This window comes from Limnohabitans planktonicus II-D5 (genome assembly GCF_001270065.2).
GTDB lineage: Bacteria > Pseudomonadota > Gammaproteobacteria > Burkholderiales > Burkholderiaceae_C > Limnohabitans_A > Limnohabitans_A planktonicus.
The window spans coordinates 167,199-190,160 of sequence record NZ_LFYT02000005.1 but is presented as its reverse complement, the minus strand read 5'-3'; the positions used below and the strand labels follow the sequence as shown (position 1 = coordinate 190,160).

At 60.6% G+C, this 22,962-nt stretch carries 25 protein-coding genes and 1 pseudogene; 15 read left to right on the top strand and 11 right to left on the bottom strand.

The features are described 5' to 3' along the window. The first annotated feature begins 54 nt into the window (after window positions 1–54). The 7 genes from argB to H663_RS26585 all read left to right on the top strand — a co-directional run bounded on the left by argB (window position 55) and on the right by H663_RS26585 (window position 4,876). A complete protein-coding gene (argB, locus tag H663_RS26615) occupies window positions 55–954 on the top strand; it encodes an acetylglutamate kinase (RefSeq protein ID WP_053168715.1) in 900 nt (299 codons plus the stop codon). Window positions 955–985: 31 nt separating this feature from the next. Continuing rightward, window positions 986–1,600, top strand: a complete 615-nt coding sequence (gene slmA / locus H663_RS26610) for a nucleoid occlusion factor SlmA (RefSeq protein WP_053168713.1) — start codon at window positions 986–988, stop codon at window positions 1,598–1,600. 808 nt (window positions 1,601–2,408) lie between these two features. After that, window positions 2,409–2,681, top strand: coding sequence for a helix-turn-helix domain-containing protein (locus H663_RS26605; RefSeq protein WP_053169361.1), 273 nt, complete (start codon window positions 2,409–2,411; stop codon window positions 2,679–2,681). A 131-nt stretch (window positions 2,682–2,812) separates the two neighbouring features. Beyond that, window positions 2,813–3,055 carry an AbrB/MazE/SpoVT family DNA-binding domain-containing protein gene (locus H663_RS26600; RefSeq protein WP_053168711.1) on the top strand — a complete coding sequence of 81 codons (243 nt, stop codon included), beginning with the start codon at window positions 2,813–2,815 and terminating at the stop codon, window positions 3,053–3,055. After that, window positions 3,052–3,447, top strand: a complete 396-nt coding sequence (locus H663_RS26595; RefSeq protein ID WP_053168710.1) for a PIN domain-containing protein — start codon at window positions 3,052–3,054, stop codon at window positions 3,445–3,447. Before H663_RS26600 ends, H663_RS26595 begins: the two co-directional genes overlap by 4 nt. 18 nt (window positions 3,448–3,465) lie before the next feature. Next, window positions 3,466–3,888, top strand: coding sequence for a hypothetical protein (locus tag H663_RS26590; protein ID WP_053168707.1), 423 nt, complete (start codon window positions 3,466–3,468; stop codon window positions 3,886–3,888). Between the two features lie 349 nt (window positions 3,889–4,237). After that, the gene (locus H663_RS26585) at window positions 4,238–4,876 is read left to right on the top strand and encodes a LysE family translocator (RefSeq protein WP_053168705.1); all 639 of its coding nucleotides are present in this window, start codon (window positions 4,238–4,240) and stop codon (window positions 4,874–4,876) included. Window positions 4,877–4,959: 83 nt separating this feature from the next. On the opposite strand, the gene manD is transcribed toward H663_RS26585, so the two are convergent. The 3 genes from manD to H663_RS26570 all read right to left on the bottom strand — a co-directional run bounded on the left by manD (window position 4,960) and on the right by H663_RS26570 (window position 8,240). After that, window positions 4,960–6,171, bottom strand: a complete 1,212-nt coding sequence (gene manD / locus H663_RS26580) for a D-mannonate dehydratase ManD (RefSeq protein WP_053168703.1) — start codon at window positions 6,169–6,171, stop codon at window positions 4,960–4,962. Window positions 6,172–6,532: 361 nt separating this feature from the next. Then, a complete protein-coding gene (locus tag H663_RS26575; protein WP_053171499.1) occupies window positions 6,533–7,498 on the bottom strand; it encodes a CobD/CbiB family protein in 966 nt (321 codons plus the stop codon). A gap of 7 nt (window positions 7,499–7,505) precedes the next feature. Next, a complete protein-coding gene (locus H663_RS26570; RefSeq protein WP_053170153.1) occupies window positions 7,506–8,240 on the bottom strand; it encodes a CoA pyrophosphatase in 735 nt (244 codons plus the stop codon). Between the two features lie 82 nt (window positions 8,241–8,322). Between H663_RS26570 and H663_RS26565 the strand changes: the two genes are divergently transcribed. Together H663_RS26565 and H663_RS26560 are read left to right on the top strand one after the other, a co-directional pair. Continuing rightward, window positions 8,323–9,078, top strand: a complete 756-nt coding sequence (locus H663_RS26565; protein WP_053170151.1) for a MipA/OmpV family protein — start codon at window positions 8,323–8,325, stop codon at window positions 9,076–9,078. 106 nt (window positions 9,079–9,184) lie between these two features. Continuing rightward, on the top strand, window positions 9,185–10,081 hold the full coding sequence (locus tag H663_RS26560; RefSeq protein WP_053170149.1) for a hypothetical protein: 897 nt from the start codon (window positions 9,185–9,187) through the stop codon (window positions 10,079–10,081). A gap of 279 nt (window positions 10,082–10,360) precedes the next feature. On the opposite strand, the gene H663_RS26550 is transcribed toward H663_RS26560, so the two are convergent. Both H663_RS26550 and H663_RS26545 read right to left on the bottom strand, forming a co-directional pair. Beyond that, window positions 10,361–10,774, bottom strand: a complete 414-nt coding sequence (locus tag H663_RS26550) for a 5-fold beta-flower protein (RefSeq protein WP_053170145.1) — start codon at window positions 10,772–10,774, stop codon at window positions 10,361–10,363. A 1,049-nt stretch (window positions 10,775–11,823) separates the two neighbouring features. Continuing rightward, window positions 11,824–13,326 carry a M81 family metallopeptidase gene (locus H663_RS26545; RefSeq protein WP_053170143.1) on the bottom strand — a complete coding sequence of 501 codons (1,503 nt, stop codon included), beginning with the start codon at window positions 13,324–13,326 and terminating at the stop codon, window positions 11,824–11,826. Between the two features lie 230 nt (window positions 13,327–13,556). On the opposite strand from H663_RS26545, the gene H663_RS26540 reads away from it, so the two are divergent. From H663_RS26540 to H663_RS26535, 3 genes are read left to right on the top strand one after another with little or no spacing between them, the layout of a single operon-like run. Beyond that, window positions 13,557–13,991 carry an antitoxin PaaA2 family protein gene (locus tag H663_RS26540; RefSeq protein ID WP_053170141.1) on the top strand — a complete coding sequence of 145 codons (435 nt, stop codon included), beginning with the start codon at window positions 13,557–13,559 and terminating at the stop codon, window positions 13,989–13,991. After that, window positions 13,981–14,106 (top strand): hypothetical protein, encoded by a 126-nt coding sequence (locus tag H663_RS42380; RefSeq protein ID WP_276309815.1) that lies wholly within the window; start codon window positions 13,981–13,983, stop codon window positions 14,104–14,106. Before H663_RS26540 ends, H663_RS42380 begins: the two co-directional genes overlap by 11 nt. 50 nt (window positions 14,107–14,156) lie before the next feature. After that, window positions 14,157–15,359, top strand: coding sequence for a C45 family autoproteolytic acyltransferase/hydrolase (locus H663_RS26535; protein ID WP_053170140.1), 1,203 nt, complete (start codon window positions 14,157–14,159; stop codon window positions 15,357–15,359). Window positions 15,360–16,236: 877 nt separating this feature from the next. Here the strand turns inward: H663_RS26535 and H663_RS26530 are convergent. Together H663_RS26530 and H663_RS26525 are read right to left on the bottom strand one after the other, a co-directional pair. After that, window positions 16,237–16,608, bottom strand: a complete 372-nt coding sequence (locus tag H663_RS26530; RefSeq protein WP_053170138.1) for a hypothetical protein — start codon at window positions 16,606–16,608, stop codon at window positions 16,237–16,239. Then, the gene (locus tag H663_RS26525; protein WP_053170136.1) at window positions 16,608–17,285 is read right to left on the bottom strand and encodes a transglutaminase domain-containing protein; all 678 of its coding nucleotides are present in this window, start codon (window positions 17,283–17,285) and stop codon (window positions 16,608–16,610) included. Before H663_RS26525 ends, H663_RS26530 begins: the two co-directional genes overlap by 1 nt. A gap of 96 nt (window positions 17,286–17,381) precedes the next feature. Here H663_RS26525 and H663_RS26520 point away from each other — a divergent pair, with 96 nt between their 5' ends. Continuing rightward, window positions 17,382–18,275: an MBL fold metallo-hydrolase gene (locus H663_RS26520; protein WP_053170134.1), complete on the top strand. Its 894-nt coding sequence runs from the start codon at window positions 17,382–17,384 to the stop codon at window positions 18,273–18,275. A gap of 306 nt (window positions 18,276–18,581) precedes the next feature. Next, window positions 18,582–19,451 carry an excinuclease Cho gene (gene cho, locus H663_RS26515; RefSeq protein ID WP_053170132.1) on the top strand — a complete coding sequence of 290 codons (870 nt, stop codon included), beginning with the start codon at window positions 18,582–18,584 and terminating at the stop codon, window positions 19,449–19,451. Window positions 19,452–19,501: 50 nt separating this feature from the next. Here cho and H663_RS26510 read toward each other — a convergent pair. Then, window positions 19,502–19,663, bottom strand: a pseudogene (locus H663_RS26510) (BrnA antitoxin family protein); the annotation flags it as partial. A 25-nt stretch (window positions 19,664–19,688) separates the two neighbouring features. After that, the gene (locus H663_RS26505; protein WP_165803871.1) at window positions 19,689–20,216 is read right to left on the bottom strand and encodes an SOUL family heme-binding protein; all 528 of its coding nucleotides are present in this window, start codon (window positions 20,214–20,216) and stop codon (window positions 19,689–19,691) included. Window positions 20,217–20,840: 624 nt separating this feature from the next. Between H663_RS26505 and H663_RS26500 the strand changes: the two genes are divergently transcribed. Then, window positions 20,841–21,959, top strand: coding sequence for a stealth family protein (locus tag H663_RS26500; protein ID WP_053170128.1), 1,119 nt, complete (start codon window positions 20,841–20,843; stop codon window positions 21,957–21,959). Window positions 21,960–21,965: 6 nt separating this feature from the next. On the opposite strand, the gene H663_RS26495 is transcribed toward H663_RS26500, so the two are convergent. Both H663_RS26495 and H663_RS26490 read right to left on the bottom strand, forming a co-directional pair. Beyond that, window positions 21,966–22,316 (bottom strand): TIGR03643 family protein, encoded by a 351-nt coding sequence (locus tag H663_RS26495; protein WP_240620403.1) that lies wholly within the window; start codon window positions 22,314–22,316, stop codon window positions 21,966–21,968. Window positions 22,317–22,363: 47 nt separating this feature from the next. Continuing rightward, window positions 22,364–22,666 carry a hypothetical protein gene (locus H663_RS26490; RefSeq protein WP_133239973.1) on the bottom strand — a complete coding sequence of 101 codons (303 nt, stop codon included), beginning with the start codon at window positions 22,664–22,666 and terminating at the stop codon, window positions 22,364–22,366. Window positions 22,667–22,962: the final 296 nt, after the last annotated feature.

Genomic DNA, 22,962 nt, shown 5'->3' with positions numbered 1-22,962 from the left:
GCGGCACAATCACTTTCAACGCGTCTTCCTCTTTTTAAAAACACGTTTCGCACCATGACCGACACCACTGCTGCTGCCACAGTCTCGCCCCACGACCAAGCCCAGATCCTGGCGCAGGCCATGCCCTACATCCGCAAGTTCCACGGCAAAACGCTGGTCATCAAATACGGCGGCAACGCCATGACCGACCCGGCCCTGCAGCAAGCCTTTGCCGAAGATGTGGTGCTGCTCAAGCTGGTGGGCATGAACCCGGTGGTGGTGCATGGCGGCGGCCCGCAAATTGAAAATGCCCTGACCCGTTTGGGCAAAAAAGGCGAGTTCGTGCAAGGCATGCGCGTGACCGACGCCGAAACCATGGAAGTGGTCGAGTGGGTGCTGGGCGGCGAAGTGCAGCAAGACATCGTGGGCATGATCAACCGCGCAGGCGGCAAGGCCGTGGGCCTGACGGGTCGAGATGGCGCCATGATCCGCGCCCAGAAGCTGCGCCTGATCGACGCACAAGACCCCAGCAAAGAGCTGGACGTGGGCCAAGTGGGCGACATCCTCAGCATTGACCCGTCCATCCTCAAGGCCCTGCAGGACGACGCCTTCATCCCGGTGGTCAGTCCCATCGGCTTTGGCGAAAACAATGAGAGCTACAACATCAACGCCGACGTGGTGGCCGCCAAACTGGCCACCGTACTGCAGGCCGAAAAGCTTTTGATGTTGACCAACATCCGGGGCGTGCTCGACAAAGAAGGCAACTTGCTCACCGAACTGACGCCCAACCGCATCGACGAGCTGTGCGCCGACGGCACCATCAGCGGCGGCATGATCCCCAAAATCGCGGGCGCTTTGGATGCAGCCAAGAGCGGCGTCAATGCCGTGCACATCATTGACGGCCGCGTGCCCCATGCCATGCTGCTCGAAGTCCTGTCCGAGCAGGCCTTCGGCACCATGATCAAGAGCCGTTGATCCATCACAAATATAAGAACAGGGGAGCAATATGTCCGATTTAGACGAAACCAGCGAAGCCACCGCCGAAGCGCCTGCCCGCAAACGCCCACGACCCGGTGAGCGCCGCCTGCAGATCCTGCAAACCCTGGCGTCCATGCTGGAGCAGCCCGGCGCAGAGCGCGTGACCACCGCGTCCTTGGCGGGCAAGATCGGGGTGAGCGAAGCGGCCCTGTACCGGCACTTTGCCAGCAAGGCCCAGATGTTTGAAGGCCTGATTGATTTTGTCGACCAGTCCGTGGTGGGCCTGATCCGTCAAGTCACCGACCGCGAAGCCCCAGGCCCCAACCAGGCTGCACGCATCGTGGCACTGCTGCTGCAGTTCGCCGAAAAAAACCCCGGCATGTGCCGCGTCATGACCGGCGACGCGCTGGTGCTGGAACACGAACGCCTGCAAGAGCGCATCAACTTGCTGTTCGACAAGATCGAAGCGCAACTGCGCCAGTCGCTCAAAGTGTCAGACTCCAACACCCCCACCGCCGATGCCCAGGTGGCCGCGTCGGTGCTGGTGGCCTTCATGCAAGGGCGTTTGCAGCGCTTTGTGCGCTCGGGCTTCAAACGCATGCCGTCTGAGCATTTGCAGGCTGCGTTGGCCCGCATCTTGTAGACGCTTCTTCTGTAGGTCGGCACTCGAAGAGTCCGACGTTTGCGGAGGACGTCAGACACAGCCTGCTAAAGCGTCACCCGTGAGCCAGCCTGCGTCGGGGTCTTCGACCACCGACCTATGCTGGGCAGTCTTGTAGGTCGGCACTCGAAGAGTCCGACGTTTGCGGAGGACGTCAGACACAGCCTGCAAAAGCGTCACCCGTGAGCCAGCCTGCGTCGGGGTCTTCGACCACCGACCTACGCTGGGCAGTCTTGTAGGTCGGCACTCGAAGAGTCCGACGTTTGCGGAGGACGTCAGACACAGCCTGCTAAAGCGTTACCCGTGAGCCAGCCTGCGTCGGGGTCTTCGACCACCGACCTACGCTGGGCAGTCTTGTAGGTCGGCACTCGAAGAGTCCGACGTTTGCGCAGGATGCCAGACACGGCTTGCAAAAGCGTCACCCGTGAGCCCGCCTGTGTCGGGGTCTTCGACCACCGACCTACGAGGGGCAGTCCTGTAGGTCGGCACTCGAAGAGTCCGACGTTTGCGCAGGATGCCAGACACAGCTTGCAAAAGCGTCACCCGTGAGCCCGCCTGTGTCGGGGTCTTCGACCACCGACCTACGCTGGGCAGTCTTGTAGGTCGGCACTCGAAGAGTCCGACGTTGAGGGTTGATGCCAGACACACCCTGCAAGAGCGTTTAGAGCTTGCAGACGCCATGAATAGTGGCAATAGGTACTGGATTGCCAGCAGATGAAGTTGTCAATGTGTATGCATAAATTGCAAGTCATGGCTTGCAACTTGGAATGGTCGCTGAAAAATGCAAGCCATGACTGACAATATCCGCCTTCCTGATGAACTGGGCCGCCAACTGAAAACCCACCGAGAAGCGCTGCGCTTGAGCAAGTCTGCTCTGGCCGAAAAGGCGGGCAAGGTCCGCGAAGTCATTTATCGGCTGGAGGCGGGAGAAGAGTCCACGGTTTTGTCGCTCCTGGCCGTCATGGGGGCCATGGGGCTGGTGATGCGCATGGAACGCGCAGGCTTGCCAACAGCCAGCGAAGTCGCCGCTAGACTCATGGACGAGGACGACGATGCTGCCTGAAAAAATTCGTTGACTGAACGTCGCGATGGGTGACGCAGACAATGCGGAAAAATGCGTGAAATGGGTCTGTCAATTGTGTTGACTTTGGAACTGCCTTACATCAATGTAAGGAAAATCAGGAGATATGTAATGTGACCATGGCTATGCTCACCAGCAAAGGACAAATCACCATTCCCGCCGATGTTCGTCGCGACTTGAAAGTTGACACGGGTGACCGCGTTGAATTCATCCAAATCGCACCGGGTCGGTACGAATTTGTGGCTGCCACACAGAGCGTCACTCAACTCAAAGGGATGTTCGGAAAACCGGCAAAAAAAGTTTCCATCGATGACATGAACAAAGCCGTTGCTCAGCGTGGGGCGGCTGCACGATGATTGGACTGGACACCAATGTCCTCGTGCGCTACATCATGCAAGACGATGCCAAGCAATCACCCAAGGCCACGGCACTGATCGAGTCATTGGATTCAGACCATCCGGGCTTCATCACCGTGGTTTCTGTGGTGGAGTTGTATTGTGTACTGACCTCTTGTTATGACCTGAGTGCACAGCAGGTCAAACAGGCGTTGGAAGTCCTGCTTCGAACCAAGCAGATCGTCGTGGATCGTGCCGATCAGGTGCTGCGTGCACTGCGAGTTTTTGATGAAGGCAAGGCAGATTTTACAGATTGCTTGATTGAGCGCACAGCCGCTTCGGCAGGATGTTTGCAGACCATGACTTTTGACGTGGGTGCCGCGAAACACGCGAGGATGGTGTTGATCCGCTGAAGGCGTGTGCAAGGGCTCATGTCCACCCAAGACCTGCCCTTGCAAGAGCAGTTCATCACGAATGTCCTGGCTCAGGTAGGCAGTTTCGTTGGGCCAATAACTGTCCAGAAAATCACGCTTGTACCCAACAGGTTGACGCATGGCCTGCGCGGCCGAGTCAACTGGCTTGATGCACCAATACTTCACGGCACGGGCATGGCCTTCGCGGCGAATCCGATGCTGGGCCATGAGCGCATGGAGCCAACGCTGCAAAGTTCGCCGATTTGGCGCAGATGGCAGGCTTTGTTCGTCGGGATATGGGGTGATGACATCCTCCTCAGCTTGGTGAGCCTGCATCAAAAGGGCATTGGGCAAATGCGCTCTTGTCGCGAAAGGTGGAATGGTGACATGGAGACCGACAAAGTGTCGCAATACTTTTATCGCGACATGGTCGTCCCGTGAAAAGGATTAGAGGAAGTATGGCGTCAGCCAACCCGCTTGCACCCTGTAGCGCATCCACCAAGCCGCGCACCGCAGCATGGAAAAAAACAAAAAAAGCGACCCGCGTGTGCCCAAAGCGCTGCGGGCGCAGATGGCGTAGGCTTGGGAGTCGGGGTACGGCTATGCGAGATAGGTGGAAGTTACTGGGCTTTCTGCCTTTGTGATGCAATGACTGCCGCAGGCTGGAAGCGGTCTTTTACTCGGTTCTGTATGAAGTCAAGTATGCTGCTTAACCGAGCTTTGCTGCCACCTATTCATCGGTAAACTATAGTCATTAGGTCCTTCAATCACACACGCCCAAGGAGCCCTTGTGATTCCAGTAAATGAACTTTTTTTATTTGCAAGCGCCGCTTTGCTAATGGTACTGACGCCGGGTCCAAATATGATTTATTTGATTTCACGGTCCATCAGCCAAGGACGAATTGCGGGCGTCATTTCTCTACTTGGCGTTGTTACTGGTTTTCTAGTGCATATGTTTGCAGCTGCGATCGGATTGACTGCGTTATTCCTGGCCATACCGTTGGCATACGAAACACTCAAATGGGCAGGCGCGCTGTACCTTCTTTGGCTTGCATGGCAGGCGGTTCGACCTGGGGCTCGATCTCCTTTTGAGACTAAAAATCTCCCAATTGATTCGAAATCAAAGCTATTTACCATGGGATTTCTCACTAATGTGCTGAACCCTAAAGTTGCGGTTTTCTATCTCGCGATCCTGCCCCAATTCATTTCATCAGAGCATGGCTCGGTTTTACTTCAAAGCATTGAACTTGGACTGACGCAAATTGCCATCAGCTTTACTGTGAACTTAGTCATTGCGCTAACAGCTGCTGGTATCGCATCTTGGTTTGCCCGCAATCCGACCTGGCTCGCAGTTCAACGCTATTTCATGGGCTTTGTACTGGCGACACTTGCTGTTCGCCTTGCTCTCGAACAAAGGCGAACCGCATAGCTATCAGCCCATCATGGGCATACCAACCCTGTATTCCATGGACTCCTCACGCTGCAAAGCAGCCCATACACGTTCAGCGCGCATCACCAATTCCACAAAGTCCCATCATGCTGCAACCGGTTCACGGGCAAATAAGCCCTCTGATACGGGTACTTCGCAGCCAGCTTTTCATCAATGTCCACCCCGTGGCCGGGTGATTCGCCGCAGTGCATCATGCCGCGCTCAAAGCGGTAATCGTGCGGGAAGACCGACAGCATTTCTTCGCTGTGCGGCATGAACTCTTGCACGCCGAAGTTGGGCACCCAAGTGTCGAAGTGCAGCGCCGCGCCCATGCACACGGGTGACAGGTCGGTCGCGCCGTGGCAACCGGTGCGCACTTGGTAGATGCTCGCCAGGTCGGCAATTCGCCGCAGGTGTGTGATGCCGCCTGCGTGGACCACGGTGGTGCGGATGTAGTCGATCAGCTGTTTTTCGATCAGCGCCTTGCAGTCCCAGATGCTGTTGAAAATCTCGCCCACCGCTATCGGCGTGGTGGTGTGGTGGCGGATCCACTGGAAGGCGTCCTGGTTTTCAGCGGGCGTTGGGTCTTCCATCCAGAACAGGCGCATGGGCTCCAGCGCCTTGCCCAGTTGCCCGGCTTCGATGGGCGTCAAGCGGTGGTGCACGTCGTGCAGCAAATGGATGTCGGGGCCCACGGCTTCGCGCACGGCTTCAAACAGGCCGGGGGTGTGGCGCAAATACTTTTCGGTGCTCCAGTCGTGTTCGCTCGGCAAGTTGCCGTCAGCGGGTTCGTACAGGCGGTTTGTGCCACTCACACCATAGACCTTGTTCAGGCCCGGCACGCCGCTTTGGGCGCGGATGGCCAAGTAGCCTTCTTCCTTGTGGCGCAAAACTTCGTCCACAGTCTCGGCGGTGTCGCGGCCGTTGGCGTGGCCGTAGACCATGACCCCGGTGCGGCTGCGACCGCCCAGCAGTTGGTACAGCGGCATGTTGGCCATCTTGGCCTTGATGTCCCACAGCGCGGTGTCCACGGCGGCAATGGCGCTCATGGTCACCGGGCCGCGCCGCCAGTAAGCGCCTTTGTAGAGGTATTGCCAGATGTCTTCGATCTGCTGCGGGTCGCGCCCGATCAGGCATGGGATGACATGGTCTTCGAGGTAGCTGACCACGGCCAGTTCGCGGCCGTTGAGCGTGGCGTCGCCCACGCCATACACGCCTTGGTCGGTTTCGATTTTGAGGGTGACGAAGTTGCGGCCGGGGCTGCAGACGATGACGCGGGCGGCGGTGATTTTCATGGCTTTGTTTGCGCGAATGGTTGCGGTGTCATGCAATGGCGTCAGACTGGATCTTGTAGGTCGGCGGCTTTAGCCCCGACATGCGGCTTGCGCCGATGCGGACAAGTGTCGGAGCTGAAGCTACTGACCTACGGGGGCGGTGTGTTTGGGTGGTCGGGGGCTTCCGCCTAGACATGAGGCTTTTGCCGGAGCGGGCAAATGTCGGAGCTGAAGCTGCCGACCTACGGGCCGCGGTATTTTTAGGTCGGCGGCTTCAGCCCCGACATGGGCCAGTGCCGGAGCCAACATTGTCGTAGCTGAAGCTGCCGACTTGCGGGGCACGCTGTTTGTAGGTCGGCGGCTTCAGCCCCGACATGGTGGTTCAGCCCATCAATTTGGCCATGGTCAGCAGGGCGACCAGGACCAGCCACATGATGACCGAGCGCCAGACCAGGCCGACCACTTGCGCAAAATGCGCCACTTCGGGCGCGCGCCCCGGGGTGCTGCTGCCGCCTGCATTTTCGGCATCTTCGGCTTCGGTGTTGCTCGCTTGCAGTGCCGCGCCACCCAAACGGATGTTGATGGCACCCGCCGTGGCCGCAAGGATCACGCCGTCGTTGTCTTCCGGGAAGTTTTGCGCATGGTTGCGCCAGCCGTCCATGGCGTCTTCAAAACTGCCCACAATGGCAAAACCCAGCGCCGTCATGCGAGAGGGCAGCCAATCCATGGCCCGCCAGGCCCGAGAAGACACCGATTGCAGGATTTCACTGAGCTGCGTGCCATCAGTCTCGGGGACATGCCAGCGGCGCTGCGCAAATTCGGTCAGGCGATAGACCACGGCGCCGACAGGCCCGAGGCCCACCATGGACAGTGCTGCATACCAGAAGAGCACGCCAAAGACATGGCGATGGGCCGCGATCATGGAGTACTCAATGACATGGCGCACGATTTCGCTGCGGGGCAATTGACCCACCTGCACTTGTTGCCACGCGGCCAGCAGCTCGCGGGCTTTGGTTTCATCGCCGTCTGCCAGTGCTTCCCGGATGGCCGTGAAATGGTGGCTGAATTGGCGAAACCCCAGCGTGATGTAAAGCAGGGCCACATTCCAGACCACCGCAAAAATCCAGCCCAGACCAAACTCCAGCAGCCAATGCACAAGCATGACCACCAGTGCCGGGCCCAGCACGGTGATGCCCCAAGTGATCCAGGCCTGATGGCGCACCCCAGCATCAAAGGTGCGCGCCACCCAGGCGACCCAGCGTTCGACGGTGGTGTAGACCACATTGCCCGGGTGCAGCGGGCGAGCTTGTTCAAGAACCAAAGCCAGAAGAATTGCAAAAAAACTCATGTCGTCCTCAACCTTCAGCATTGACTGCTAAAAACCGGTAAAAATTGCGCAGCATCGCGGCCGTTGCGCCCCAGATGAAGCGCTCGACCAGCGCCACTTGGCCATCAAGTTCCACACGCGATTCTTGGTACGGCATGGAAAACCATTGCCGCTGCGCGCCTTGCCAGTCGAATGCATGCAGCCGGTGGTGAGCAGGGTTCATCAAAAACGCCAGTGGGACCTCGAACACATCGGCGACTTCGTCGGCATTGGGCGTGATCACCAGATCGGGCGAGACCAGTCCAATCACCGGGGTGATCAGAAACGAAGTGCCGGTGACATAGACCGGCAACTCGCCCAGGACTTGCACATGGCGCGGGTCCAGCCCCACTTCTTCTTGTGCCTCGCGCAAAGCGGTGCGCTGGCGGTCGGTGTCTTCGGGATCGACTTTGCCGCCCGGAAACGCAATCTGCCCCGAATGTGTGGACAAGTGAGCCGTGCGCTGGGTCAGCAACACCGTGGGTTCAGAAGCTTGCGGTCCGCGCATGACGATGGGAATCAGCACCGCAGCATGGGCCGGTGGCCGCTGCGTGAACTGCGGTTCGCGTTGAATCTCGGGTTGCCACAGGGGCGGCTGTGCAAACCGGGCCTTGAGGGCGTCGGGTTGCAGCTGGGCCAAGGGCACGGCGGGCAGATCGTGGTCGATGCGTGCCACCGGGACTTGGCGGGGATCAAAAGACAGGGTAGTAGACACAATGGGCATTTATAACCGACCCGGGGCCTCATCCTGCCCTCAGGGCCGCCAAGACGGGGGCTTGCTGCACAATATCTTCAGGAGAAATGACATGAAACTCAATTTGCATTCGTGGGTGTGCGGGACTTTGCTGAGCGGCCTGGTGCATGGGGCCATGGCCCAAGAGGCCTTCCCTGACCGATTTATCGGTGAAGCCGGTGGCATGTTGGTGGGCGCGCAGCCCCTGGTGCGCGGTCGCACGGGCACGGTCACCGCTTTGCCCTATGTGTATGGCGACTGGGGGCGGTTTTATGCCCGGGTCGACACCCTGGGCATCAAAACCCTGACTTTGGGGCAGGGCCATCTGGAGCTGGCTGCTCGCATCAGCACCGAAGGCTTCAAGGCCCGTGACACGGCTTTTCCGTCAGTCGGTGACAGGTCTGCGCCAGTGCCATTGGGCTTGGGTACTTTTCAGCGCACCTCGGTGGGCGGTCTCTTTGCCTATGCGCTGCACGACCCGCAGTCGGGCGGGCAGTTGCTGGAGTTGACCTGGGCCGGCCGCGTGCCGCTGGGCACGGCCACCTTGTACCCGCAGCTGGGGCTTGAGCACCGCTCGGCCGCTTATGTGCAGCACCTGTATGGGGTTTCGGCCGCGCAGGCAGCAGCCAGCGGTTTGTCTGCCTACCAGGCGGGCGCATCCACAGTGCCGGTGGTCTCGCTCAATGCGGCCGTGCCCCTCAAAGGCCCCTGGGCCTTGCAGCTGCAAATGCGTTATCGCCGCTGGGATGACGCCGTGCGCCAAAGCCCTCTGGTCGAAAGAAGCAGCCAGCTGTCCGGTTATGTGGCCCTGACCCATACCTGGAATTGATGGCTACAGGCCGTGAAGCGCCCTGAACATGTGCTTGAAGCTTTAAAATAGCCCCGCTGCGTTTCCTGGCAGCGGTAGGTTCCCATTTATTGATTTAGGTTTATTCATGAAGCGCGATTATTTTTCCCAAGGTTCACGTTCTGACCGCCGTTTTGGCGAACAACGCAGCGGCACCTGCATGGCCCTCATTGATGGGCGATTCCTGATCTGGATGGCCCAGCAAGGCGCGATGGGCGCAACAGGCGAGTCCGTCAACCGCCAGGGATTGCTGGGTTTGCTGGCCCAGGCCCTGTCCCAAGCCGCACTCGATGTCGATTTGCGCCGCATTTACTGGTACAGCGACCGCTCGGATGGCTTGGTCATCGACGACCAGATCGTGCGTCTGGTGCAGGCCCACGACGCGGACGGTGGTGCCTCATTGCTGCGCTCTTTGGGTCACGACCTCAAGCAACTGGCCGAACACCACGCCTGCGACCATGTGCTGGTGGCCAGTGATGACGAGCGTTTCCTGGCCACCATTGACGAAGCCCAACTCAGTGGTCTGAGCGTGCACCTGCTGGCCGACGAATCGGCCCGCAACATGCCCCAGATGGTGCGTACCGATCCGGGTTGGGCCAGGTTGCTGTCACAGGCTGACCGCCGCGTGGTGGTCAACTCGCAAGCATTGGCCGAAATGCTCCAGGGCAAAACGCCCACCGGCATGGGCCTGGCCGTTGAAGACGTGGAAGAACTGCGCAAATCCATGCAAGAAGTCGTCAGCGCCTGGTGGGACGAGGAACCCGAAGACCTGCGGGAAGACTTGCGCGATGCCTTGCAAATCAGTCGAGGCATCCCGCAAGAAGTGGACCGCCAGTTGCTTTTGCGCATGCGCCAACGCCTGGCCCGTGCACTGAGCCTGCCCGAGAAAAAAATGCTGCGCGAAACCTTGCGCATCGTCGTCACCGGGCCTGCAGTGGCACCCGCATTGGCCGGTGACGGCTTGCCGCCAGACACCGAAGAGTGACCTCGTCCACTGCCCGCTCAGCCCCCTTGGCTGAGCTGCTGAGCCAGCGGGCCTCTGTGCGCTTTTTGCAGGCCCGGCTCAGCGGTTTGAGGGCCAAGCAAATGCTGAGGGTGGCCCTGTCCTGACACTTGTACAACCTCCGCCCCAGCGCCTGTGATGTGGGGCTGCTTGGCCTTTTTCAATGTGTACCCGCTTTGCTGGTGGCCTGTTTGTGGCTGCGGCTGTTGCCGGGTCTGGCACGGCGAGATCATTGGCGGGTGGCCTGAGCAAGCCCTGTGCTCACATGAAAAAATAAAAGTACACGATCATCTGCATGCGCCGCAAACCATCGGCCCGCCCCACCTGCCGACCCGACGCGTCATAAATGCGCTCACCATCGAGCCGCCCCATCAGCGAGCCCGAAGCGCTGTACAACCGCTCGCCATCGATGCGGCCCATCTGCCTGCCCGATGCGTCGTAAACCCGCTCGCCGTCGATGCGCCCCAGCTGCCGCCCTGAAGCGTCGTAGATGCGCTCACCGTCCACACGCCCGATCTGCTGGCCCGAAGCGTTGAAATACCGCTGCGCATCGATTCGGCCCAACTGTCTGCCGCTGCTGTCGTACATGCGTTGGGCCCAGGCGCTGCCCAGGCCCAAGGCCAAAAGCAGCAGGGCGGCGAAGAGTCGGATGAGCTTGGGCATGGGCTTGTGCATGGGATAGGGTATGGAAGTTCGCCAGCAATTTACCAAAACCGACCGGGGTGGATTTCAGCGCAGCTTGCACTCGGCCTCACTCATCCTATTGCACATCGTCGAGTAACACGCTTCCTTGGTCATCCGCAGCGTGTCTTCATCGCCCCTTCCTTGCTGCATGTCACTGCTCGGCCGAGCGCATTGACGCGCATGCATTGAACCGATTGATCCGGCACGCTGAAGTTTGAAAGGCGTGAAACATGTCATCTCGCAGAGTCCGACATTTTTTGTTTCTGCACAGGCCCGTGTCGGAGTCTTCGACCGCCGACCTACAACATCCATGTGTGAGACCTGCCATCTGGTAGGTCGGCACTCGCAGAGTCCGACGTTTTTTGTTTCTGCACAGGCCCTTGTCGGAGTCTTCGATCCCCGACCTACAACATCCATGTGTCAGAAGTGCCATCTGGTAGGTCGGCACTCGCAGAGTCCGACATTTATTTTTTCTGCACAGGCCCGTGTCGGAGTCTTCGACCGCCGACCTACAACATCCATGTGTGAGACATGCCATCTGGTAGGTCGGTACTCGCAGAGTCCGACATTTTTTGTTTCTGCACAGGCCCGTGTCGGGGTCTTCGACCGCCGACCTACAACATCAAGGTGAGGGTCATGCCATCTGGTAGGTCGGTACTCGCAGAGTCCGACGTTTTTTGTTTCTGCACAGGCCCTTGTCGGAGTCTTCGATCCCCGACCTACAACATCCATGTGTCAGAAGTGCCATCTGGTAGGTCGGCACTCGCAGAGTCCGACATTTTTTGTTTCTGCACAGGCCCGTGTCGGAGTCTTCGACCGCCGACCTACAACATACATGTGTGAGACCTGCCATCTGGTAGGTCGGTACTCGCAGAGTCCGACGTTTTTGGTTTTGGCACAGGACCCTGTCGGAGTCTTCGACCGCCGACCTGCAACATATTTGAGCATTGAAAACTTCACAGGGCCGAATCCATAATCGTGCACCCTGGGCGCTATGGCCCCGCAGACCCTCCAACGGACAGGGGGTATCAGCGTGGCGCTTACAAATTGGCCGCTGACCAGTTCACGCCCTCGTCGAGCGGGTAAATGGGGCGGCGCAGGTTTTTGAACTGCAACTCGCTGTAGTCCGATGTGCAGGCCCCCGCGCCTGCGCACTCTACGGTGGCGCGGGCCAGGTGGCCCAGGCCAGCACGCCAGTGCACGCGGCTTTTGAGCACCACAAAATCCTTTTGCGTCGGGTCCATGCCCAGGCACAGCAGGGCGTTCACGTCAAAGGGCTCCACATGGCGCGAGATCAGCGCCACCTCCACATCGCCCGTGTCGATCACCACCGCCTGGCCCATGTTCTGCCGGGCACCTTGGCTCATGGGGCCTTTGTTGCGGTACTTGCCGTTCGAGATCAGTTTGACCACGCCGTTCAATTCAACAGGTTCGCTGCGGTGCGGCATGAGCGGCATGGCCATCTTGCCGCCCACTTGCAATCGCACCTGGGCCCCGATGCCTGCGGCGATGGCGTCCTGCACCGCCTGTGGGTCAAAAATCGCAAACACCGCCACGTTGCGCAAGCCCTGGCGCAGCACCTCAGCCAGCACGGCGGTGGTGTCCATGGTGCCGCCCGAAGCGGCGTTGTCGTAATGGTCGAGCAACATGACCGGGAAATCGGTGAGGGTCTTGGCCCGGGCCACCGATGCGGCCAGTGGCTCCAGCTCGTACACCCATTGGGCGCGGCTGTCCCAGGCCATTTGCATCAGCTCGTCGCGCAGGCGCTGAGCCAGCGCCGGGTCCTTGTCGGTCACCACCACCACCGACAGACCCGCGTTTTCGATGTCGGCATGCGGAAAACCGGTGAAGACGCTGGCACACAAAGCGCCTTCTTTTTCCATTTGCCTGGCTCGGGCCTGAATGGACCGGTTGGGCTCGTCCAACGAGCTTTGCCGCATGATGTGCGGAATCATGGGCAAGCGCCCCCAAGCCGTGGTGGGTTGGGCCTGGCCCTGAATCATCTGGAGCAAGGCCGATCCCGCCCGCACCCCGGTGTCGTACATGTCCACATGCGGGTAGGTTTGGTAGCCCGCCACGGTTTGCGCCAGCTCGACCATGTCGGCGTACACGTTGGCGTGCATGTCATAGGCCACGCCGATGGGCGTTTTGGGGTCGATGGCGCGGATACGGCGCAGCAACTCGCCTTCACCGTCTTCGTGGCTTTGGCTCACCATGGCGCCGTGCAGGTCGAGCAATATGCCGTCAAAACCGCCGCGGGTCACGGCCTGCAAAATGGCCTCGCTCATGGCCTCGTAGGCCGCATCCAGCACCAGCCCGCTGGGCGCAGCGTGCGCACCCAGGGCCAGCTCGAACTCGGCCCCTATTTGCTCGGCCAGGTCAATGAAAGCCCCGGTGGCCGTGCCTGTGCCACGAAACGCAGCAATGGCCGCCTCGCCACGCGGCGGCGCTTCGCCCGGACCGAGCGCAAAGCGCTGCAAGTCGGTGGGCACCGGCGAGAAGGTGTTGGTCTCGTGCATCATCATCGCGATCAGCAAGCGCATAGGGCCTCCAGTTCAATTTCAGGCCATGATGGCCCCGAGACCCAGCCGCGCACAGTCACCGAAGTGCCAGTGCAAGGCGCGTGGCCTATCAGCATTTGCCCTGTGCGCCGCAGCGGTCCATCAACTCAGGCAGACACGCCCAGTTCGGCCGCGTGTGGGGGCAGGGGGTGTGACGATGTGGTGTGTTCTTAATATATAGAATGCGCAGGATTAACGTTAACCGTTCCATCATGCTGACCCTGACCCAAACCCAATTTCAAGCCGCATTGGCCCACGGTGCCATCAAGTCTGTAGAGCTGGTGCCCCAAGGCCCCCGTTTTTGTGTGAAGTTGGTGACCCGCACAGGCGAGGCCTTGTTGGTGCAGGCGCGCAGCGCGGTGCCGCGTCTGTTTGGCACGACCGACAGTGCTTTGAAGTTGCTGCACAAGATGGGTGTACAACGCATCGTGCTGGACCATTTGGATGAATGGCAGCCCGAGCAAGTGGCTTTGCAAAAGCGCTCGCGGCCCGACAGGGCGCAGGCCTTGACCCGCGCTGCCGAATACGACCGCTGGGTGGCAGCCAAAGTCGAGGCCAGCCGAGATGACCCGCGCCCTGACGTGAGCCACGAAGAATGGCAAGCCCTTCGTGCAGCCAAGCTCGCCGCACGAATTGATGGCCCATGAAAACTACATTGTGTACTTTGACCAAGACCCTGTTCCTTGTATCGCCACCGTGCGTGCGGTGGTGCATGTGGCCAGGCAGTTTCCGGCCATTGCTTCGGGTTCCGATGCCGGGTAACCACTGAGAACACCCTCAGGCACTTTCTCAAAATTTCAGGAGAATTTCTCATGTTCACTTGCATCAACATCTTGGGTGCCGCCTCGGCCCATGAACGCGGCCAGATTTATGGCCGCGAGGCCAAGGGCCGCATCCAGCACAGCGTGGTCACTTATGCCCGATTGTTTGCCGCCTGTGGCATCGACTGGTCCAGCGCTTGCGATCGGGCCATGCGCTTTGAGCCGGTGATCGAACAGGTTGACGCCGACCTCATGGCCGAGCTGCGCGGCATGGCCGAAGGCAGCGGCCAGAGCCTGGGCAGCCTGATGGCGCTGAACTGCCGCACCGAAATTTTGCCGCCTACGTTTTTGGCGGATGCCCCAGACTTGAAACACGCCGCCCAAGTGGCCTTGGCCGCCAACCGCGCCGCAGGCCTGCCCGACTGGCTGGAGCAAGCCGCTTGGGACAGCGCCTTGCGCGACGGCGAATGCACCGCCATGGGCGTGACCGCCGCCGCCAGCCGCACAGGCCAAGCCTGGCTCGCGCAAAACTGGGACTGGATGGGCCGCCAGCGCGAAGCGCTGGTGCTGCTGCATACCCAAGGCCCCAGCGGCCAAAGCATCACCACCCTGACCGAGGCGGGCATGCTGGCCAAGATCGGCATCAACCAATCGGGCTTTGCGCTGGGTCTGAACATCTTGCGCTCGGTGCGCGACGGCAGTCGCCTGGGTGTGCCGGTGCATGTGCTGCTGCGCCATTTGCTGGACTGCCGTTCGGTGGCGCACGCCCGCGAGCGTTTGCAGGCTTTGCAGACTGATCTGGGCTTGGGCTTTGGGGCGGCCTCCAACGTGCCTTGCGCCGACGCCCAGGGCCAGGCCGCCTGCTTTGAGGTCTCCCCCGTTGGCTGGGCCGATGTTGCGCCCACCGATGGCGTGGTGGTGCACACCAACCATTTCGTATGTGAATCGCTGCTGGCCGAGCAAGCCCCCATGGGCCCAGGCTTGTCAAGTCAAAGCCGCTTGGGCACCGCCTATCAACACGCGCTGCAAACGCCCATCGGGCAAGCTGAGTTGGAGCACTTTTTGCGCGACGAATCGGACGGTTTTTTGTCCATCTGCCGCAGCCCCGACCCCAGCGTGCCACCCGAAAGCCGCGTTGAAAGCGTGGCCGGCATCATCATGCACACCCAGCCGCCCGCCATGTGGGTGGCCTGCGACGTGCCCAGCCGCGTGGCGTTTGAGGCCGTGCCTTTGGCCAAGCCAGCGCAGCTTTGAAACAGGCAAGGCGAAAAGTCGTTCTCTAGGGATCCTGCACGCTGAAGTTTGAAATGTGTGAGACATGTCATCTCGAAGGTCGGCACTCGCAGAGTCCGACGTTATTGATTTCGGCACAGGCCCATGTCGGGGTCTTCGACAGTCGACCTGCAACATCTTGGCGCATTGAAAAGTTCAAAAGGCCGGATCAATAACAGGGCTCCCCGTAGGTCGGCACTCGCAGAGTCCGACGTTGTTGGTTTCGGCACAGCCCCATGTCGGGGTCTTCGACCGCCGACCTACAACATCTTGGCGCATTGAAAACTTCACAGGGCCGGGTCCATAACAGGGCTCCCCGTAGGTCGGCACTCGCAGAGTCCTACGTTATTGGTTTCGGCACAGGCCCATGTCGGGGTCTTCGACCGCCGACCTACAACATCTTTGCGCATTGAAAACTTCGCAGGCCCGGATCAATAACAGGGCTCCCCGTAGGTCGGCACTCGCAGAGTCCGACGTTATTGGTTTCGGCACAGCCCCCTGTCGGGGTCTTCGACCGCCGACCTACAACATCTTTGCGCATTGAAAACTTCAAAGGGCCGGATCAATAACAGGGCTCCCCGTAGGTCGGCACTCGCAGAGTCCGACATGAGGTTAGGCACAGGCCCATGTCGGGGTCTTCGACCGCCGACCTACAACATCTTTGCGCATTGAAAACTTCACGGGGCCGGGTCCATAACAGGGCTTCCCGTAGGTCGGCACTCGCAGAGTCCGACGTTATTGGTTTCGGCACAGGCCCATGTCGGGGTCTTCGACCGCCGACCTACAACATCTTTGCGCATTGAAAACTTCGCAGGCCCAATCAATAGGAGCCACACCCTGCGGTCGATGGATTGCGGTCTCAGGCCCCCAATTGCCGCACGGCGTCTGACACCCGCATGCCCAGCTGCAGGCCGTGCGCCAGGGCCAGCTCGTTCAGCCCATTGACCACGCCGTTGTCCAGCCCGTCTTGTGCCTCGCCGATGCGGGCCGAAGTGTGGGCGTACAACATGGCCAGCACACCCACGGCCTGTAACTCGCGCAGCGCCACGCGGCCGGCATCGTCTTTGCCACCACCTGCATCGTTGAAAGCCACCGCAAAAGCTTTGTGGGTTTGCGCCGTCACGAAATGCGAGGCCGACAAGCCCCCGTGCGAGCCGGACACGATCACTGTGCCTGCATGGCTGGTGTTGACCAGCGCAATCGAGTCCAACAAAACCAGTGTGCGTTGCATCAACGCGTTTCCTTCTCCACGTCTTGCGCAAAACTCGCGTTTTGCAGCGGGTCGTTCTCGGCCATCCAGCCTCGGTAAACGGTTTTGAAGTCGGCCACGATCTGCGCCAGCGGCATGTCGTCAAAGGTGCCGCGCTGGTTCACGTACTCCATGTGCCGGTTGCCCGCTTTGTCAAAGGGGTGGTAAATCGAGTCGTTTCGCCCATCAAACTCCAGCGGCAGCAGGCCGAATTTGTCGCACAACTCGATGTTGAAGGCGGGCGTGGCCTTGACCCATTGACCGTCCAGCCAAATGTCGGCATAGCCGTGCCAGATGAACACATCGGTCTGCATGGTCTGGCGCAAGCGCTCGGTGCTCAGGTGGTTGCGCACATCGGCATAACCCAGCCGGGCGTGCAAGCCCGCTGCCCGGCAGGCGGCGGCCATCAGCGCCGCCTTGGGCACACACCAGCCCGAGCCCTGGGCAATAACCGAGCTGGCGCGCATGCCTTCGGTGGACAGCTCGATGCGGTAGGGGTCATAGCGAAATTGGTCGCGTACCGCCAAGTACAGCGACACAGCGCGTTCGCGGTCGGTAGCGCCTTGCGCGTGCTGGCGCGCCAAGGCAATCACGTCCGGGTGGTCGCTGTCGATCAAGGCCGTGGCGGCCAGCGTGGCGGGGGAGGGCAGGTCGGTCATGCAGGTCACTGTAGCGCGTGTGCCAGCGCCGGGCTGTCACGCTGGCTATAGTGGCCTGTCGCGCTCTGGGTGGGGCGCTGTTCAGGAAGGGCCCTCATGGCGTCGGTGTTGGATTTTGGAGCGGTGCGTGTGCACTTGGGAGAAAAATCGGGCAAATACCCCGACGGCAACCAGCTCATCGTGCAGGGTGCCGACATGCGCGTAGCCTTTGACACGCCTGAGGTGGCCAACCGCATTGGCCCCGAGCTGGACACGGTGGACCTGGTCATCCTGGGCCATGTGCACGAAGACCACATGGCCGGGCTGCACCGCCTGCCGCACGCCCGTGTGCAGGTACACGAGGCCGACCTGGCTGCTGCCCAGTCGTGGGACGGCCTGTGCCGCCACTACGGCTACCCGCAAGACGTGCTGGACGCGATGCTGGCCATCGTGCAAAAGGATTTTCATTACCAGCCCCGGCCCGACGCCACCGGCTACAGCGACGGCGCGGTGTGGGACTTGGGCGGCGGCGTGCGGGTGCGGGCGCACCACCTGCCGGGCCACACCGCAGGCCACTGCGCTCTGGTGGTCGAGAGCGAAGGCCTGGCCTTCATTGGCGACATCGACCTGAGCGGCTTTGGCCCTTACTACGGCGATGCCACCTCCAACCTGAGCGATTTTCGGCAGACACTCAAAAAAGTGGCCGAGCTGGACGCCCGCATCTGGGCCACCTCGCACCACAAAACGGTGGTGACCGACCGGGCCCAATTTGTGGCCGATTTGGCCCGCTTTGCCAGCAAGATCGACGAGCGCAGCGCGCAGCTGCTGGCTTATTTGCAAGCCCCGCACAGCCTGGGCGAACTGGTGAGCCGCCGCCTGCTCTACCCCGCAGGCTACGACGTGCCTTTTGTGGCCTGCGCCGAGCGCAACACCATCGCCATGCACCTGGATGAACTGCTGGCGCAGGGGCAAATTGCCTTGCAAGGCGATGGACGCTATGTGGTGGCATAGCCCATGGGCGGAGACAGGCCAAAAAAACGCCCCAAGCCGCAAGGCAAGGGGCGAAAATCAGCAAAAATGTCAGGCAACTGCTAGAAGCGAGACCTGCTCAGTATACTGTAAATAAAAACAGTCCAAAGGCGTGTTGAACCTTAGCCACGAAAATTTGTGGCCATCGCGCAGCCCACACATCACCCGCGACCGCACTGCCCTCAAGTCATCCCAAGCCCATAAAAAACCGCCTCGTCAGAGCTTCTTTGCCGTCTCCTTGCACCCTCCTTGCCGCCCTGCAACACCCCCTCACCGAACACTGACGCCATGCCCTTGCCACGCCGCCGCCGCGACGACTTTGAAGACAGCCGGCTCTACGAATACCCGCAGCACCTGCGGGGCGCCATTGAAGACGCGCCCACCGGGGCAGGCGTCTACATCTTCCACGGTCAGGAAGGTGACTTGCCGCTGTACATCGGCAAAAGCATCAACATCCGCGCCCGATTGCTGTCGCACCTGCGCACGCCCGATGAAGCGCGCATGCTGCGCCAGACCCAGCGCATCAGCCACATCCGCACGGCGGGCGAGATCGGGGCGTTGCTGCTGGAGGCGCAAATGATCAAGGCCCAGCACCCGCTGTTCAACCAGAAACTGCGCCGCAACCAACAGCTGTGCAGCCTGCAACTGACGGGCGATGTGCCGCAAGTCGTCTACGCCCGCGACATCGACTTTGCCAGCCAGCCTGAGCTGTATGGCCTGTATGCCAGCCGCCACGCCGCACTGGATGCGCTGCGGGCCATCGCTGACCAAAACAAGCTGTGCTATGGCCCTCTGGGCCTGGAAAAACTGCACCCCGGCAAAGCCTGTTTCAGGGCCGCGATCCGCCAATGCGCGGGCGTGTGTCGGGGCGACGAAAGCCCGACCGCTCATCGCGAGCGCTTGTTCAGCAGCCTGCTGGCGCTGCGTGTGGAGTGCTGGCCGTACCCGGGGGCGGTGGGCCTGGTCGAGCGCGATGGGGAATTCACGCAAATCCATGTTGTCCAGCACTGGTGCTATCTGGGCAGCGCCCCCAGCGTCGAAACGGCCCGCCAACTGAGCCAAACAGCCAGCCAAGTGGCCGCTCATTTTGATGCCGATGGCTACAAGATTTTGTGCCGCCCGGTGCTCACGCGGAGCGTAGAGATTTTGGCGCTGTAGGGCGCTGTGCCAGCGTCTGATGGGGTGCCAGTCTCAGGGCTTGGGTTGGCTCAATGCCCAGCTTCAGCCGAGGGGAAATGCGTGCGCAGCCAATCTTTGAGCGCAGCATCGATGCGGGTCTGCCAACCATGACCGGTGGCACGAAAAGCCGACGAGACCTCGGGCGACAAACGGATGGTGGCGGGCACTTTGCGGTCTGGCTTGATGCTGTCGACGGGGCGGCCTGCACCTCGCGCATCAAGGCAGCAAGTCGATCAAGATCTCGTTGCGCCGGTTCCACGGCAGGGTGAAGGGGTCGTCGTAGCGGGCGATTTGGGCGGTGGGGCTGAGCTTGAGTTGGCGAGCCTGCGCCCAAGCCCGCAGGCGCTCGGTTTGCTCCTGGATGCTCGCTTGCGTGGTGATGCCGCTGAATCGCACCGCCACCGTTTCGTGCTCGGGCACGGGGCGCAGCTGGATTTGCGGGTTGAGCGGCTGGGGCAGGGTCTGCAGGCTTTCGGCAGACGGCATCACAAAATGCATGCGCCAGCCTTCGGTCTCTGGCACCAAGGTGACGGGAGCGGTCATGGAAATTTTGCGTTGTGCGCCCAGCCCGGCTTGCATGTTGTCACCAAAAATGTAGGACGCAATGCGCCGAAACCCGCTGCGGCTGGCGGCATCAAAGTCGCCACTGATTTGCGTTTGGGCCACCGTGAAGGCGGCGTAGCGGCGCACCTCAAATGGCGGGTCTGAGACGAGCACGGTGTAACGCGGTTCTTCAACGGCCATGGCAGCCTCGCAAAAAAGGAACAAGAGGGGAGACAAGATGGAAATAAGCCAGCGCATCGGGGTCTTTCATGTGACGTGTTGCACCATTAAAGCAAATTCAGAGATTCACCCCGTTCCGCTGGATGTTCGCAGCGGTGGCCTTGCACCCACTCAGTCCCCGACCATTCGCGTGACCTCGCCCGCGTCCAGGGCAAGACGCTGACTGGGTCGCGTTGTCAGTGAACATTTCGGTGAAAGGCGACATGAGCGACCGCACCGGGTTTGCCCATCAAGGCATCTGTTGCGCCGCGTGTTTGAATCTCAAAATCTCGGCGGTTCGGGTTATGGGCGCGGCACCCTGAAACTGGCCAGTGTGGGGGCCCGGGGGCGATCAAATTGTGGGCGATGCAGCAAGAGAACAAGACGGGCGCTTTCACCACCGACTGGACAGGCCTGCTCTCGGTGCATCTGGATGCTTAACGCTCCTGCAGGCCGCAGGCACCCGCCGCACAAAGGCAAGGCGGACGGGCATTCATACAATCCCTGAATCGTCTGTGCAGTGGCCCACAGGACTGGGTGGGTTTTGACAAGTTTTTCAAAGCCACTGCTAGACTCTGCCACTTTTTTTAAAAATCCAACGCCAAAATGACCAGAGATTCGCCCATCGACATTGTCTATTTGTGGGTAGACGGGAACGATTCGAACTGGCGGGCCAAGCGCCAGGCGGCCTTGCAGCAACTTCCCACCGATTCCAGTGCTGCCATGGCCCGCTATAGCAATGTGGAAGGGCGTTTTCGGGACAACCACGAGTTGCGTTACAGCCTGCGTGCGCTGGAGAAATTTTTCCCTGACCATGGCCACGTTTACATCGTCACCGATGCCCAGGCCCCCGACTGGCTTTGCCCATCGGACCGCCTGACCTTGGTGGACCATCGTGATTTGATGCCTGAAGCCTCATTGCCCACCTTTGACTCAGGGCACATCGAGTCCTGGATTCACCGCATTCCCGGTCTGTCCGAGCGCTACTTTTATTTCAACGACGACGTGTTCTTTGGCGCCCCGGTGCGGCTTGACGACTGGTTTCACCCTGATGGCTTTCATGTGACCTGGTCGGATGACCCCGAGGTCAGCGACGAAGCCATGCGCATGGATGCGACCTCGCTGGAAAATGCCTGCCGCCTGTCCATCCAGTGGCTGCGCGACAAAGCCCAATCGGGCACCCCCGCGCTGCGCGAGCAAGACCCTTTGTACCAAAGCACCTTCCGCACATTTGCGCATTCGCCCCGGCCCATGCTCAAGTCCATCTTGCTGGAGCTTGAAGACACGGCCCCCGAGCTGTTTGCCGCCGTCCGGTCCACCGTGTTTCGCAGCTGGGACAAGCCCACCATCGTGTCGGACTTCGTGCTGCGTTGGGCCTTGGCGCATGGCATGGCCAGCATCCGGACTTATCGCCATCGATATGTGTCTACAGGGGAGGCGGATCAAAACGAGCAGCTGGAAGCTCTGGTGGCTGAGTTCGGTTCCCTCGAATTTTTTTGCATCAACGACACCACTGACGACGCGCAAACCAACGACCCGCGTTTGCAGAACGTGCTGACGGTGTTGCAGTCGATCCTGCCCACGCCCTCGGGTTTTGAAAACCCGGCTGCTGGGGCGCATTCAGCTTCGCCTTCAGCCTCCGAGCCCTCGGCCTTTCAGGCGCACGCCAGCCGGGACGACGCACAGCAGCCCCCCAACGCTGCAGGGCTTCAACAAAGAGCCTGAAGGCCTTCAGCGCAAGGAATCGCGCGTGATGGGTGAGGGTGGCAGAGGCAAGTCTTCGGGCGTCTGCGTGGCAGACGATCCTGCGGGGCCGTCAGCGCTGCTTTGACGCGGCTGCCGGCCTTGCTGCAAGGCCAGGTGCTTGCCCGTTCGGCCCCGCACCCTCATGCGCCAGACCTTGAACGGGCGGGCTTTCAGCTGCCCCCGCATCAAGGCGATCACGTCGGGCTCGGTCAAGCCAAACTGCAAGGCAATCGCTTCAAATGGGGTGTCGTCCTGCCAGGCCATGGCGATGATGCCCGACACGTCAGCTTCTGACAAAGAAGCGGCCGAGCCGGAGTGCGGGTCAGTTTTTGTCACGCATGTCGTCCAGTGTCGGGCTGCCGGGTTTGTCGGTGTGCTGCACCTCAAAGCCATATGCCCACAAAGGCCGGGCCTTTCATCAGCATCACGATCACGCAGCCGATGGCCGCTGTCAGCACCAGCGTCCAGTGCAGCACCACCACACCGATGGCGATGTAAAACCATTGGGTCAGTGCCCGCTCGGATGCGGGCGTGGGGGAGTCCGGCGCGGCCAGATAAGCCAGGCTCACCAAGGCCAAGGGCAAGGCGGTGCCCGCCAGCGCGATCCAGGGCAGTTTTTTCCACAGCGCCCATTCCAGGCCGGGTGCAGACCGGGTAAAGCCCGGCAATCTCTGGAGCCAGTTCACGGTGTGCTTTCTTGTGCAGTGGCAGATGCGTTGGATCATGCCAGAGCCCGTGAAAGAACCTGCACTTGAGGTGCTTTTGTACCTTGTGGCGCATGCGGGTCATGGATGGACTTGTGCAGATGACGGGCGATGGTGGTGTTTCGGGCAGTTGTCGGACTCTGCGAGTACCGACCTACGGGGCGGGCAGCTGTTTTGTAGGTCGGTGGTCGAAGACCCCGACGTTTGCGTGCAAAGCTTAAAGGCAGATGACGGGCGATGGTGGTGTTTCGGGCAGTTGTCGGACTCTTCGAGTGCCG

Excerpts from the sequence above, each read along its gene's own strand:
- H663_RS26500 (WP_053170128.1), top strand. The coding sequence starts at position 20,841 with ATGACCAGAGATTCGCCCATCGACATTGTCTATTTGTGGGTAGACGGG.
- H663_RS26565 (WP_053170151.1), top strand. The coding sequence starts at position 8,323 with ATGAAACTCAATTTGCATTCGTGGGTGTGCGGGACTTTGCTGAGCGGC.
- H663_RS26505 (WP_165803871.1), bottom strand. The coding sequence starts at position 20,216 with ATGGCCGTTGAAGAACCGCGTTACACCGTGCTCGTCTCAGACCCGCCA.
- H663_RS26590 (WP_053168707.1), top strand. The coding sequence starts at position 3,466 with ATGTCCACCCAAGACCTGCCCTTGCAAGAGCAGTTCATCACGAATGTC.
- H663_RS42380 (WP_276309815.1), top strand. The coding sequence starts at position 13,981 with ATGGCCCATGAAAACTACATTGTGTACTTTGACCAAGACCCTGTTCCT.
- cho (WP_053170132.1), top strand. The coding sequence starts at position 18,582 with ATGCCCTTGCCACGCCGCCGCCGCGACGACTTTGAAGACAGCCGGCTC.
- H663_RS26520 (WP_053170134.1), top strand. The coding sequence starts at position 17,382 with ATGGCGTCGGTGTTGGATTTTGGAGCGGTGCGTGTGCACTTGGGAGAA.
- H663_RS26535 (WP_053170140.1), top strand. The coding sequence starts at position 14,157 with ATGTTCACTTGCATCAACATCTTGGGTGCCGCCTCGGCCCATGAACGC.
- H663_RS26605 (WP_053169361.1), top strand. The coding sequence starts at position 2,409 with ATGACTGACAATATCCGCCTTCCTGATGAACTGGGCCGCCAACTGAAA.
- H663_RS26540 (WP_053170141.1), top strand. The coding sequence starts at position 13,557 with ATGCTGACCCTGACCCAAACCCAATTTCAAGCCGCATTGGCCCACGGT.
- argB (WP_053168715.1), top strand. The coding sequence starts at position 55 with ATGACCGACACCACTGCTGCTGCCACAGTCTCGCCCCACGACCAAGCC.
- H663_RS26570 (WP_053170153.1), bottom strand. The coding sequence starts at position 8,240 with ATGCCCATTGTGTCTACTACCCTGTCTTTTGATCCCCGCCAAGTCCCG.
- H663_RS26545 (WP_053170143.1), bottom strand. The coding sequence starts at position 13,326 with ATGCGCTTGCTGATCGCGATGATGATGCACGAGACCAACACCTTCTCG.
- H663_RS26530 (WP_053170138.1), bottom strand. The coding sequence starts at position 16,608 with ATGCAACGCACACTGGTTTTGTTGGACTCGATTGCGCTGGTCAACACC.
- slmA (WP_053168713.1), top strand. The coding sequence starts at position 986 with ATGTCCGATTTAGACGAAACCAGCGAAGCCACCGCCGAAGCGCCTGCC.
- H663_RS26595 (WP_053168710.1), top strand. The coding sequence starts at position 3,052 with ATGATTGGACTGGACACCAATGTCCTCGTGCGCTACATCATGCAAGAC.
- H663_RS26525 (WP_053170136.1), bottom strand. The coding sequence starts at position 17,285 with ATGACCGACCTGCCCTCCCCCGCCACGCTGGCCGCCACGGCCTTGATC.
- H663_RS26560 (WP_053170149.1), top strand. The coding sequence starts at position 9,185 with ATGAAGCGCGATTATTTTTCCCAAGGTTCACGTTCTGACCGCCGTTTT.
- H663_RS26550 (WP_053170145.1), bottom strand. The coding sequence starts at position 10,774 with ATGCACAAGCCCATGCCCAAGCTCATCCGACTCTTCGCCGCCCTGCTG.
- H663_RS26575 (WP_053171499.1), bottom strand. The coding sequence starts at position 7,498 with ATGAGTTTTTTTGCAATTCTTCTGGCTTTGGTTCTTGAACAAGCTCGC.
- manD (WP_053168703.1), bottom strand. The coding sequence starts at position 6,171 with ATGAAAATCACCGCCGCCCGCGTCATCGTCTGCAGCCCCGGCCGCAAC.